Here is a 12,458-nt window from a genome sequence, read left to right as displayed (position 1 = left end):
ATGCGGTGGGAACGGACTGTCCGCCCTGTGGCCGGGTCAGCGGCGTACGGTGCGCACGTCGAGGCCTTCAATGCCGTCGAAGTCCGCAGGATTCGCGGTATACAGGGGCAGATCCTGGGAGAGTGCAATGGCAGCGATCAAGGCGTCGTACGCACGGGCCTGAGGTTTTCGGCCAACGCTGCGGAGCGACGACGCGACGCGGCCGAACGCACGCGCAGCCGCGGCATCGAAGGGCAACGGTTCGAAATCCGCTTCCGCCTGCTGCAGGTGGGCCTGCCGATGTGCCCGTTCGGCGTCAGTTCTCGCCACGAGCGGCCCCACCGAAAGCTCAGCAAGGGTGATCGCTGTGATGTGAGGCCGATGTGGCAACGTCTGGGCGTCGCACTCCATCAGATCGATCAGAACTGAGGTGTCGATGATGCCTTCCGACGCGCGGTCTTCCACTCCTCGGGGGCCGTTCACAGAGCTGGATCGATCAGGTCGTCGAGGTCGGACTGCAGAGCAGCTGCATCGACTCGCGGCAGGTGGCGCCGACGCTCACGGAGTTGCTCTACCGAGAGCGGCCGCCGGGGTACCTGGCCGAGCGATGCCACAGGCTCGCCGTCGCGCGTGACGATGAGGCGTTCACCGTCATCGACCCGCCGCAGGACATCAGCACTGCGGTTGCGAAGATCCCGGATAGTGACGGCGCTCATGCCGACACCGTATCACCCGTGATACACGGATGGGGCGCCCTCGTCAGCAACACCGCGATTCTGTACCAGCGACTCCGCCGTTCTGCTCCCGCTGGTGGAACAAACCGGCCGAATCGACCCGCGAAACCGGGGTAAGGACAGCGACCGACGGGCGCCACGGTCAGGCCCGGGGCCATGGGGCGGGCGCCGCGGTGTGTGCGCAGGTCAGTCCAGCGGCCGACGGGTTGCGCCGTAGGTCGCCGAGCGCACCAGGTGGGCGTAGACCTTGAGCGCCTGAGAGACGTGACGCTCACGCTGCTCCGGACGCCACGGCAGCGGGCCCTTGGCCTCGCGCCGCCGGGCGATCTCCTCGTCGTCGACCCGCAGCTCCAACAGGCGCTTGTCCACGTCGATGACGATCCGGTCGCCGTCCTCGATGAGGCCGATGAGCCCGCCTTCGGCAGCTTCCGGGGAGATGTGGCCGATGGACACGCCGCTGGTGCCGCCGGAGAAGCGGCCGTCGGTGATGAGCGCGCAGTCCTTGCCCAGGCCCCGACCCTTGAGGAATGACGTCGGGTAGAGCATCTCCTGCATGCCGGGCCCGCCCTGCGGTCCCTCATAGCGGATCACCACCACATCCCCGGCCTTCACGGTCTTGTCCAGGATCTTTTGGACCGCTTCTTCCTGCGAATCGCACACCACGGCGGTGCCTTCGAAGTGGAAGAGGTCCTCGGTGATGCCGGCGGTCTTGATGACGCAGCCGTCCTCGGCGAGGTTGCCCGTGAGCACACACAGCCCGCCATCCTTGGTGTGGGCATGCGGCACGGCGCGGATCACGCCGCCTTCCCCGTCGGTGTCCAAGGACTCCCAGGTGTTGGTGGTGGAGAACGCCTGGGTGGTGCGCACCCCGCCGGGAGCGGCATGGAAGAGCGCCTCGGCCTCCTTCGTCGGGGAGCCACCGCGGATGTCCCAGTCCTTCAGCCAGGTCGCGAGGTCCGGGGAGTGCACGGCGTGGACCGTGTGGTCCAGCAGCCCGGCGCGATCCAGCTCGCCGAGGATCGCAGGGATCCCCCCGGCGCGGTGGACGTCCTCGACGTGCGCGGTGCCGTTCGGCGCGACCTTGGACAGACAGGGCACGGAGCGGGAGAGCCGGTCGATGTCCTCCAGCCCGAAGTCCACCTCCCCCTCGATCGCGGCGGCGAGGATATGCAGCACGGTGTTGGTGGAGCCGCCCATCGCCACGTCCAGTGCCATGGCGTTCGTGAACGCGGCCTTCGTGGCGATACTGCGCGGCAGCACGGAGTCATCGTCCTCGTCGTACCAGCGCTTGGCGAGCTCGACGATCTTGGTGCCGGCGTCGAGGAACAGCTGCTTGCGGAAGGCATGCGTGGCGAGGGTGGTGCCGTTTCCGGGCAGGGAGAGGCCGAGCGCCTCGGTCAGGCAGTTCATGGAGTTCGCAGTGAACATGCCGGAGCAGGAGCCGCAGGTGGGGCAGGCGCTGTCCTCGATATCGGCGAGCTCGGCGTCGGTGACGGTGTCATCGGCGCTGTGGATGATCGCGTCGATGAGGTCCAAGCGATGCTCGACGACCCCGTCGACGGGCTTGCCGGATTCCATCGGCCCGCCGGAGACGAAGATGACCGGGATGTTCAGGCGCATCGCGGCCATGAGCATGCCGGGGGTGATCTTGTCGCAGTTTGAGATGCACACGAGCGCGTCGGCGCAATGGGCGTTGACCATGTACTCGACGCTGTCGGCGATGATGTCGCGACTGGGCAGGGAGTAGAGCATCCCGCCGTGGCCCATGGCGATGCCGTCGTCTACCGCGATGGTGTTGAACTCGCGGGCGATGCCCCCGGCCTCCTTGACGGCGCCGGCCACGAGGTCGCCCATGTTCTTCAGGTGCACGTGGCCGGGGACGAACTGAGTGTAGGAGTTCGCGATCGCAACGATGGGCTTGCCGAAGTCAGAGGTCTCCATGCCGGTGGCGCGCCACAGGGCGCGGGCCCCCGCCATGTTGCGGCCGTGGGTTGAGGTGCGAGAACGGAGCTGAGGCATGAGCTGATCCTACGCGGCGTCCGCGATTCGGGACCGCGATGTCATCATGCGGGATGGACTGAGGGCCCCGCAGCCCGGCACCCCTGCGCCCGCGCTCCGCTCCCCGCAAACATGGACATCAGTGCTGCCACCAGAACTGCTCCGAAGGCTTCTGACGCCGACGGGCAGGTGCGCTAGGAGGGGCACGATCGTCAGCCTAAGCCGCTCGACCCCGCTCGCGAGGGAGTCATTCTGAGCCACTTTCTGGCTCAGAATGACTCCCTCGCGGTGGATAGCGCGGAACCGCGGGCGATGGGCCGATGTGCCCGAGATAGGCGCCGCGTCTCGTGCGGGGCCCTGCCCACCTCAGTCGGCGCGGTCAGTCCTTGTTGTAGCTGTGGGGCCACTCCGGGTCCGCCTCGAGCCTCCGGTGCAGCTCCTCCAGCCGCATCTCCTCGGTGCGGGTGCGCTCCCGCTCGGTGCGGACCTGCTCCTCGGTGGGCTCGTGATCGCCCATGCCCACCCGCAGGTCTTCGTCCTCGATCTCCTCGATGACGCCGGTCTCGACGCGGTAGCGGTAGCGCAGCACCTCCAGGCGCACCACCTTCGCCAGCACGTACAGGCCGATGAGGTTCGGGATCGTGACCAGGAACGTCGTCGCATCGGCGAAGGCCACCATCGAGGTCATGGAGATCGAGGCCCCCACCACCACGAGCAGCACGTACACCACGCGCAAGGTCATCCGCACCGCGCGGGTGGGGCCGAACAGGTAGGTCGCGAGCATCTCGCAGAAGAACGAGTAGCTCAGCAGCGTGGAGAAGCCGAACAGGAACACGATGATCGTCAGCAGCACCGGGAACCAGTCCGCGACCGTCCCGAAGGCCGAGGCGGTCAGCACCACGCCGTCCTCGGCGTCCTCCACGGTGTGCACGCCGGTGACCACGATCGCCACGGCGGTGAGCATGCATACCACGACAGAGTCGATCAGCGGACCCCACATGGCGGTGTAGCCGTCGGAGGCGGTGTGCCGGGTCTTGGTGGCGGAGAAGCTCATGGCGGCGGTGCCCACCCCGGCAGCGTTGGAGAACAGGGCACGCTGGATCCCGACGACGGCCACGCCCACCGCGCCTCCCGTCACGCCCTGGGGGTTGAAGGCGCCGACGATGATCTCTCCGAGCGCTGCGGGGATCTGCGGCAGGTTCACCGCGACGATCACGAGCACGCACAGGATGTAGGCGATCGCCATGTACGGCGTGATCCGCGAGGTCCAGCGGGCGATAGAGGTGACGCCGCCCAGCACCACCACCGCGACCATGGCGGCCAGCACCACGCCCACCACCCAGTTGTTCTGCGCCAGGAAGGATTCCTCCCCGAAGGCGTCGGAGATGATCATGGTGACCTGGTTGGCCTGGAACATGTTGCCGCCGCCAAGCATGCCGATCAGCGCGAGCACCGCATACACCGCGCCCATCGCGATTCCGAGCTTCTTCCAGCCGATCTCGGCGAAGCCCTCGCGCAGCATGTACATCGGGCCGCCAACAGTGCTGCCGTCCTCGAGCACGGTGCGGTACTTGTTGCCGAGCACCGCCTCAGCCATCTTGACGCTCATCGCGAAGATGCCGAACAGAGCGATCCACAGCGCCGCGCCGGGGCCGCCGACGGTAATGCCGATGGCCACCCCCGCGATATTGCCCAGCCCCACGGTGCCGGACAGCTCGGTGGCCAGGGCCTGGAAACTCGAGACCTCACCGGGGTCGGTCTTGGCGGCGAAGCGCCCGCGGATCACGGCCAGAGAGTGCTTCGCTCCGGTGATGGGCTGGAAGCGCAGCCACACGGTGAAGAACACGGCGCTCGCGGCGAGCCAGATGACCACCACGGGGATGCCGCCGAAGATCGGCAGTTCGAAGAACACGATCGCGGAGAGCACACCGGCGATCGGTGCGAAGACAGCTTCGATAGCGGCGTCAAGACCTGACATGGGGATCATCCGTGCTGAGAGAAGGGGCGGGCGGTGAGAGAGAAGCGGGGCGGCGGTGGGGTTCACCGCCGCCCCACAGAGGATCAGCTGCGCGCCGGGGGCACGTCACCATCGGAGGCCCCGCCGACAGTGCCATCGGCCGCGGTCTCCGGGACCGCATCGGCCGGCCCATCGGCGGCCGGAGCAGTCCATCGCTCATGGTCGGGGTCGCCCATCGGCGAGGAGAGCGTCTCGTCGTGATGGTCGGCGCGCACCGGGAAGCCAGGGTCCTCGGCGAGCTTGCGGTGCAGCTCCTCCAGGCGCATCTCCTCGGTGTAGGTGCGCTCGCGCTCGGTGCGGACCTGCTCCTCGGTGGGCTCATGGGAGCCCATGCCAACCTGCAGCTCGGGGGGCACCTCGGTGAGCGCGCCGACGTTCACGCGGTACTTGTGGCGCAGGATCTCCAGCCGCACGGTCCGCGCCAGGAAGTAGATGCCCAGCAGGTTCGGGATCGACATCAGGAAGAACATGGCGTCGGAGAATGCGACCACGGAGTCCAGGGAGATCGCGGCGCCGACGATCACGGCCAGCACCCAGATGACGCGGAAGCCCATCTTCACGCCGTTGTTGGAGCCGAAGAGGTACATGGCGTTCAGCTCGCCGTAGTACTCGTAGGCCAGCACGGTGGAGAAGCCGAACAGCGCCACGGCCACGGTCAGCAGGATCGGGAACCAGCTGGCCACGGTGGCGAAGGCGGAGGCGGTCAGGGCCACGCCGTCCTCGCTGCCGGTGGTGTACACGCCGGTGACCACGATGGCCAGGGCGGTGAGCATGCAGATGCCGATGGAGTCCACGAGCGGCTCCCACATGGCGGTGAAGCCCTCGGTGGCAGGCTCCTTGGTCTTGGAGGCGCTGTGCGCCATGCCGGCCGAGCCCACGCCCGCGGCGTTGGAGAACAGGGCACGCTGGATGCCGATCACGGCCACGCCGATGACACCGCCCTCGACACCGCCGGCAGTGAAGGCGCTGGTGACGATGAGCCCGAAGGCCGCGGGGACCTGGGTGATGTTCATGACCAGGATGAGCAGCACGCACAGGGTGTACAGCACGGCCATCGCGGGGGTCAGTGCAGAGGTCCAGCGGGCGATGGACTTCACGCCGCCGAGGATCACCAGGCCCGCGAAGATCGCCATGACCACGCCGATGAGCCAGCCGTTGGACTGCAGGAACTCACTGCCGGTGGCCCCGGAGACGATCATGGCGACCTGGTTGGCCTGGAACAGGTTGCCTGCGCCGAACACACCCACCAGCGCGAAGATCGCATACATGACGGCGAGCACGCGGCCGGTGGTTTTGAAGCCGATCTGTGCCATGCCCTCCCGCAGGTAGTGCATGGGACCACCCTCGGTGGTGCCGTCGGGGTTGACCTTGCGGAACATGACGCCCAGCGTCGCCTCAGCCATCTTCACGCTCATGGCGAAGAAGCCGAAGATCGCAATCCACAGGGCGGCGCCGGGACCGCCCCAGCTGATCGCGACGGCCACACCGGCGATGTTGCCCAGGCCCACGGTGCCTGACAGCTCGGTGGCCAGGGCCTGGAAGCTGGAGACTTCACCGGGGTCGGTCTTGGCGGTGAACTTGCCGCGGATGACGTTGATGGAGTGCTTCATGCCCGTGATGGGCTGGAAGCGCAGCCACACGGTGAGGAAGATCGCGGCGGCCATCAGCCACACGACGATGATCGGAATGCCTCCGAAGACGTCAACCTCGTAGAAGACGACGTCGCTGAGGAAAGTGGCTATCGGTCCGAAGATCGCTTCGATCGCTGCGTCGATCCCGTTCACGGGCGTGCTTCTCCTTCGGCGGGCTATCCCGCCCTGGATGGCATGGGCTAGTGCGTCTCGGGGCGCCGGGCACCCTGGTTCGCACTCGGGTCAGCAAAACTGTACAGAGCCTGTGCAGGGCCTCCACGACTAACGCGCGCCGCCAGATCGCAATATCACTGCAGGTCAGGGGAGACCTGCCGGTAACTTTCGGTGCGGATTGTCCGACAATCCCGGTCGCGTCGGTGTGATGAAGTCGTGACCGGCAGTGTGAGGTGATCCCGACATCCTCGCAGCCTCCTTGCACCGGGAGAGCAGGAGCGATAGACGTGCGGCGCCACCTGATGCGCCTCCCGCTCGGCCGGCCTGAAACGCGCACCGTTGAGACTGCTGCTGGTACCTTGGCCTTCAACCGACAACTACCGGGGGGTACATGTCCGGAGAGTTCATGGGGGCCGACACCGCGTCACTGCGCACCTTCGCGAAAGCGGTTCGGGACCAGTACGACTGGGACGGCGGGAAGAGGACCACGATCGATCTTCCTGGTCCCTTCGACCCCACAATCACCGACCAGCAGCTCGCCGAGCTCCACCGCGCGGGACTTGCCATGGAGTTTTTGCTCCATGGCAGCACCACGCGGCAGGTGTCGGGGCCATGACCAGCCGACGAGCGGTCCTGCTCACTGCGGGTCTGGGCGCGATCGCCGCGCTGCTCCCGGTCAGCGGATGCACCATCAGGCACAGCCCGAAGGAGAACCCCACCATGACCGATGACCAGCCGACCGCAGAAGAGGCGCTGCGCAGCGTGGGCATCATCGTCCCCGATGCCGAGCTCACCGTCTCCGAGGGGATCGTCGTCTCCGATCTGGACGAATGGAGCGTGCGCGTATCCTTCTCCGACTCTTCCGAGGCGATCGCGGACTGGGTGTCAGAGTCATTCAACGGTTCTGAGGGACTGCTGGTGTCTTCCGACGGAGGGACGATCTCCCAGCGCTTCTCCCCCGAGGAAGTGCACGAGGGCGCGCGCTACCTCAACGGCTCGAACCCGGAAGATCCGTCGGCCACATACACCGTGCTCATCTCTCCGGAGGGCACGGACGTCGTCATCGCGGCTGCGCGCACCTCGCGCTGATCCGGGAGCTCGTCCGCTCCGCACACGGCACAGCATCGGCCCGGTCCCCGTGCGGGGACCGGGCCGATGCTCAGCTCGTCGCGAGCGCGCTCACCCCACGCCGAGCGTGGACATGATGATCTCGCGGACCTTTCCGGCGTCGGCCTGGCCCCGCGTGGCCTTCATGACCGGGCCGATCAGGGCGCCGATGGCCTGCATCTTCCCGCCCTTGATCTTCTCGACCACATCGGGGTTATCGGCGATGGCCTGCTGCACGGCCGCGGTGAGGGCGCCGTCGTCGGAGACCACCTCGAGGCCCTCGGCCTCCACGATCCCGGCGGGGTCGCCCTTGCCCTCGAGCACGGCGGTCAGGACCTTCCGGGCGATCTTGTCGTTGATCTTCCCGTCGTCGATCAGGGCCTGCAGCTCGACGATCTGCGCCGGGGTCACCGGAAGTTCCTCGAGCTCGACCTCGCGATCCTTGGCCACGCGGGACAGCTCACCCATCCACCACTTGCGGGCGGTGGCGGCAGAAGCGCCCCCGGCTACGGTCTGCTCGATGAGGTCGAGCGCCCCGGCGTTGATGACGTCGCGCATCTCCAGCTCGCTGTAGCCCCACTCCCCCAGCAGGCGGCGGCGCCGCGCGGCGGGCAGCTCAGGCAGAGCGGCACGGATCTCCTCGACCCATTCGCGGCTGGGGGCCACGGGCACGAGGTCCGGCTCGGGGAAGTAGCGGTAGTCCTCGGCGTCGGACTTCACGCGGCCCGAGGAGGTCTCCCCGGTGTCCTCGTGGAAGTGGCGGGTCTCCTGGATGACGCTGCCACCGTCATCGAGGATCCCGGCCTGGCGGCCCACCTCGAAGCGCACGGCCCGCTCGATCGCACGGAAGGAGTTGACGTTCTTCGTCTCGGTGCGGGTGCCGAGCGGCGCCTCGGGGTTCTCCCGCAGGGAGACGTTGATGTCGGCGCGCACATTGCCGCGCTCCATGCGAGCCTCGGAGACGTCCAGCGCCCGGAAGATGTCCCGCAGGGTCTTCACGTAGGCGGCGGCGACCTCCGCGGCACGCTTGCCGGTGCCGGGGATGGGCCGGGTGACGATCTCCACCAGCGGCACCCCGGCACGGTTGTAGTCGACCAGGGAGTATTCGGCGCCCTGGATGCGTCCGGCGGCGCCGCCGATGTGGGTGTTCTTCCCCGCGTCCTCTTCCATGTGGGCGCGCTCGATCTCTACGCGCACCACCTCGCCGTCCTCGAGCTCGACATCGACCCAGCCGTCGAAGGCGATGGGCTCGTCGTACTGGGAGGTCTGGAAGTTCTTGGTCAGGTCCGGGTAGAAGTACTGCTTGCGGGCGAAGCGGCACATCTCGGCAATGGAGCAGTTCAGCGCCAGACCGATCTTGATCGCGTACTCGACCGCGGAGCGGTTGACCACCGGCAGCGCGCCGGGCAGGCCCAGGGACACCGGGGTGATCGCGGTGTTGGGCTCGGCGGCGAACACGTTGGGGGCGCCGTCGAACATCTTGGTGGCGGTGCCGAGCTCCACGTGCACCTCGATGCCGAGCACCGGGTCGTAGCGGTCGGTGGCCTCGTCGTAGTCGACGATGGTCTCGGTGGTCATCGGTTCGCACCTCCGGCGAGCTCGGGGGCCTTCTCCAGCAGCGGTCCGCCCCAGCGGTCCTCCAGCAGGGCCTCCAGGGCGCCGCCCACCCGGTAGAGGCGGTCATCGCCACGGGCGGGGGCCAGGAACTGGATGCCGGCTGGCAGGCCGTCCTCGGCGAGGCCGCTGGGCAGGGAGATGCCGGGCACGCCCGCGAGGTTGGCGGGGATGGTGGCGATGTCGTTGAGATACATCGCCAGCGGGTCATCGGTCTTCTCACCGAAGCGGAAGGCGACGGTGGGGGCGGTGGGCGAGGCCAGCACGTCGACCTTGTCGTAGGCGGCGGCGAAGTCACGCTGCACGAGGGTGCGGACCTTCTGCGCGCTGCCGTAGTAGGCGTCGTAGTAGCCGGCCGAGAGGGCGTAGGTGCCCAGCAGGATGCGGCGCTTGACCTCGGCGCCGAAGCCTTCGCCGCGGGTGGCCTTCATGACGGCCTCGGCGGTGGCATTGCCCTCGGGGATGACGCGCAGGCCGTAGCGCATGCCGTCGAACTTGGCGAGGTTGCTGCTGGCCTCGGAGGGCATGATCAGGTAGTAGGCGCCCAGCGCGTACTCGAAGTTCGGGCAGGAGAGGCGGATGATCTCCGCTCCGGCCTGCTCGAGCAGCTCGAGGGATTCGGTGAAGCGGGCGCGGACCTCGGGGGCGAAGCCCTCGCCCTCGAGCTCCTCGATGACGCCCACGCGCAGGCCCTTCACATCCTGGCGTCGCGCCTCTGCCACGAAGTCGCCGAAGCCGCCGTCGAGCGACGTGGAGTCCTTCGGGTCGTACTGGCCGATGAGCTGGTGCAGCAGCGCCGAGTCCTCGACGGTGCGGGTGACCGGCCCGGCCTGGTCGAGGGAGGAGGCCATGGCGATCAGGCCGTAGCGGGAGACGCTGCCGTAGGTGGGCTTGACGCCGACGGTGCCGGTGACGGCGCCGGGCTGGCGGATGGAGCCGCCGGTGTCGGTGCCGATCGCAAGCGGCGCCTCGAATGCGGCGACCGCGGCGGCGGAGCCACCGCCCGAGCCGCCGGGGATGCGACTCGTGTCCCAGGGGTTGCGGGTGGGGCCGAAGGCGCTGGTCTCGGTGGAGGAGCCCATGGCGAACTCGTCCATGTTGGTCTTTCCGAGGATCGGCAGGCCGGCCTGCTTGAGCAGGGTCACGAGGGTCGCGTCGTATGGCGGGACCCAGCCCTCGAGCATTGTCGACCCGGCGGTGGTGGGCAGCCCCTCGGTGACCACGACGTCCTTCACGGCGATCGGTACACCGGTCAGCGGGTGCACGTCCTCGCCGGCGCGGCGGCGCTCATCGGCGGCGCGGGCCGCAGCGAGGGCACCGTCCTCATCGACGTGGAGGAAGGAGTTCAGGGTGCCGTCCACGGCGGTGATGCGGTCCAGGTGGGCGCGGGTGAGCTCTTCGGAGCTCGTGGTGCCGCTGGTCAGGGACTCGGCCTGGGCGGCAGCGCTGAGGCGGATCAGCTCGGTCATCTCACTCCTCCCCCAGGATCTGCGGCACGGCGAAGCGGCCGTCTTCCTGCGCGGGAGCGCCGGAGAGGGCCTGCTCCTGCGTGAGGGTCTCGGTGACCACATCTGCGCGCAGCACATTGGTCATGGCGATGGGGTGGCTGGTGGCGGGCACATCCGCGGTCGCGACCTCGGACACGGAGGCCACAGCGTCCATGATGGCGTCGAACTCGCCGGCGTAGCGGGAGATCTCGTCATCGGTGAGCTGGATCCGTGCGAGGTCGGCGAGGCGTGCAACGTCGTCTCGTCCGATCGAAGGCATGCGGACAGTCTAGGACCTGCCGATGGTGGTGCGGCTCGCTGCGGAGGTGGTGTGGACAGCGCTCGAGGGCCGTTGGACGCATGGGATGCCCACCGAGCCCCGGTACAGTATCGGCCGTGATCGGTCTCCGCCCGGGGCCCGATGTCCATCTCGACCGGGAGGTCCCGCACATGTCCGTCGACCCCAACATCGACTACACCTCGCATGATCCCGAGGACAGCGAGCAGCTCTCCGATGACCCGCGCATTCGGGAGGTCCAGAAGTTCGAAGCGCGGATGCGCCGGGCGCTGGCCACGAAGGAGAATCCGCTGCGGGACACCGAGACCTCCGCGGAGCGGATGGCGCGGATCGACCGTGAGCACGCTGCGCGGCAGTCCCGTGAGGGCGACGCGTCCCAGGACGACTCCGCCTCTTGAGCTGCGCGCTCCTGATCTATGCACTCCTGATCTGCGCCGCCTGACCTGCGTCTGCTGATTCGAGCGGAGCCGCACGGCCCCATCGGCCGCCTCTGCCCGCATCGGCCCACCCGCTGAGGCCTCACCGCTGAGGCGGCGGCATGAGCCACAGCGGCAGGTAGAGCACCCCGGAGAGGTGGTAGGGGAACGTGATGCGCATGATCGCCTTGATCCCCCAGTGCATAGAGCACGCGCCGATGCCGAACAGCCTGCCCAGGCGCCGGTCCAGCACGGCCAGCGGCGCACCGATCTCGATGATGATCGCCCCGGCGGCCATGAGGGTGAACAGGAGCCGACGGGGGTAGAGCAGCTGGGCGAGCTCGTTCGTGCCCTCCCCCAGCCGGTCCTTGCGCAGCGCATCCACGGCGACCTGCTGGCGCATGCTCGCCCCGTCGACCCAACCGGCACCGTCCTCTCCGGTGAACTTCGCGAGCCCCGCCAGCAGGTACGTGCCAGCCATGGCGGTGTTCATGACCGTGGGCGTGGCCCCGTACATCCACGAGCGTCGTCGCGGGATCAGGCAGCGATCACGCGCCAGGGCGTCGAGGGACAGTGCGTCCGCGGCCGGTGCGACTGCGAGCACCATGGTGTGCAGCACCAGGGCGTTCTCGTGGTGGAACACCATGGAAAAGGAGTTGCGGTAAGAGAAGTTCCAGGTCTGCAGCGCTGCATGCAGCGGGCCGATCACGCGGTGCCCCACCCCGGCGGTGAACAGCGCTCCCGTGACCAGCGACGCGTCCACCAGGCGGTCGGCGAGGACGGGCGGCAGCGGCCGACGCAGCACCCGCGCCACGCCCACGGGGTCGAAACTCGCCGCATCGGTGCGGTGCACGCCGCGGTAGAGCTTGCGCTTAGAGCCCGCATGCCACAGGTGGTAGGCGCCCACGGCGATGCGCAGCACCGCCGGAACGGTGGGCGCGGCCGTCGGCGCGAGGCGTCGCGATGTTTCCCGGGCGAGGCTCTGGAGGGCGGAGAGCAGGCG

12 protein-coding genes are annotated in these 12,458 nt (G+C 68.3%); 3 read left to right on the top strand and 9 right to left on the bottom strand.

Annotated elements, in window-relative coordinates:
• Positions 1–36: 36 nt before the first annotated feature.
• From CJ197_RS02715 to CJ197_RS02695, 5 genes are all read right to left on the bottom strand, one after another.
• Positions 37–462 (bottom strand): type II toxin-antitoxin system VapC family toxin, encoded by a 426-nt coding sequence (locus tag CJ197_RS02715; RefSeq protein WP_233190609.1) that lies wholly within the window; start codon positions 460–462, stop codon positions 37–39.
• Positions 459–695, bottom strand: a complete 237-nt coding sequence (locus CJ197_RS02710) for a type II toxin-antitoxin system Phd/YefM family antitoxin (protein ID WP_233190608.1) — start codon at positions 693–695, stop codon at positions 459–461. Before CJ197_RS02710 ends, CJ197_RS02715 begins: the two co-directional genes overlap by 4 nt.
• 204 nt (positions 696–899) lie before the next feature.
• Complete coding sequence (gene ilvD, locus CJ197_RS02705; RefSeq protein WP_102235206.1) at positions 900–2,732, bottom strand: dihydroxy-acid dehydratase; 1,833 nt, start codon at positions 2,730–2,732, stop codon at positions 900–902.
• A gap of 358 nt (positions 2,733–3,090) precedes the next feature.
• Positions 3,091–4,689 carry a sodium:alanine symporter family protein gene (locus CJ197_RS02700; protein ID WP_102235205.1) on the bottom strand — a complete coding sequence of 533 codons (1,599 nt, stop codon included), beginning with the start codon at positions 4,687–4,689 and terminating at the stop codon, positions 3,091–3,093.
• Between the two features lie 83 nt (positions 4,690–4,772).
• Positions 4,773–6,512 (bottom strand): sodium:alanine symporter family protein, encoded by a 1,740-nt coding sequence (locus tag CJ197_RS02695; RefSeq protein WP_102235204.1) that lies wholly within the window; start codon positions 6,510–6,512, stop codon positions 4,773–4,775.
• Positions 6,513–6,924: 412 nt separating this feature from the next.
• Between CJ197_RS02695 and CJ197_RS02690 the strand changes: the two genes are divergently transcribed.
• Positions 6,925–7,149: a hypothetical protein gene (locus CJ197_RS02690; RefSeq protein ID WP_146007689.1), complete on the top strand. Its 225-nt coding sequence runs from the start codon at positions 6,925–6,927 to the stop codon at positions 7,147–7,149.
• Complete coding sequence (locus tag CJ197_RS02685) at positions 7,146–7,622, top strand: hypothetical protein (protein ID WP_102235202.1); 477 nt, start codon at positions 7,146–7,148, stop codon at positions 7,620–7,622. The genes CJ197_RS02690 and CJ197_RS02685 overlap by 4 nt, the downstream gene beginning before the upstream one ends.
• A gap of 90 nt (positions 7,623–7,712) precedes the next feature.
• Here the strand turns inward: CJ197_RS02685 and gatB are convergent, their stop codons facing one another.
• From gatB to gatC, 3 genes are read right to left on the bottom strand one after another with little or no spacing between them, the layout of a single operon-like run.
• Positions 7,713–9,218, bottom strand: coding sequence for an Asp-tRNA(Asn)/Glu-tRNA(Gln) amidotransferase subunit GatB (gene gatB / locus CJ197_RS02680; protein ID WP_102235201.1), 1,506 nt, complete (start codon positions 9,216–9,218; stop codon positions 7,713–7,715).
• On the bottom strand, positions 9,215–10,723 hold the full coding sequence (gene gatA / locus CJ197_RS02675; RefSeq protein WP_102235200.1) for an Asp-tRNA(Asn)/Glu-tRNA(Gln) amidotransferase subunit GatA: 1,509 nt from the start codon (positions 10,721–10,723) through the stop codon (positions 9,215–9,217). The genes gatB and gatA overlap by 4 nt, the downstream gene beginning before the upstream one ends.
• Before the next feature lies 1 nt (position 10,724).
• A complete protein-coding gene (gene gatC, locus CJ197_RS02670) occupies positions 10,725–11,021 on the bottom strand; it encodes an Asp-tRNA(Asn)/Glu-tRNA(Gln) amidotransferase subunit GatC (protein WP_102235199.1) in 297 nt (98 codons plus the stop codon).
• 170 nt (positions 11,022–11,191) lie between these two features.
• On the opposite strand from gatC, the gene CJ197_RS02665 reads away from it, so the two are divergent.
• Positions 11,192–11,437, top strand: a complete 246-nt coding sequence (locus CJ197_RS02665) for a hypothetical protein (protein ID WP_102235198.1) — start codon at positions 11,192–11,194, stop codon at positions 11,435–11,437.
• A gap of 121 nt (positions 11,438–11,558) precedes the next feature.
• Here CJ197_RS02665 and CJ197_RS02660 read toward each other — a convergent pair whose 3' ends face one another.
• Positions 11,559–12,377: a hypothetical protein gene (locus CJ197_RS02660; RefSeq protein ID WP_233190607.1), complete on the bottom strand. Its 819-nt coding sequence runs from the start codon at positions 12,375–12,377 to the stop codon at positions 11,559–11,561.
• Positions 12,378–12,458 lie beyond the last annotated feature (81 nt).

The organism is Brachybacterium sp. UMB0905 (assembly GCF_002871795.1).
GTDB lineage: Bacteria > Actinomycetota > Actinomycetes > Actinomycetales > Dermabacteraceae > Brachybacterium.
This window is presented reverse-complemented; position numbering and strand designations above follow the sequence as displayed.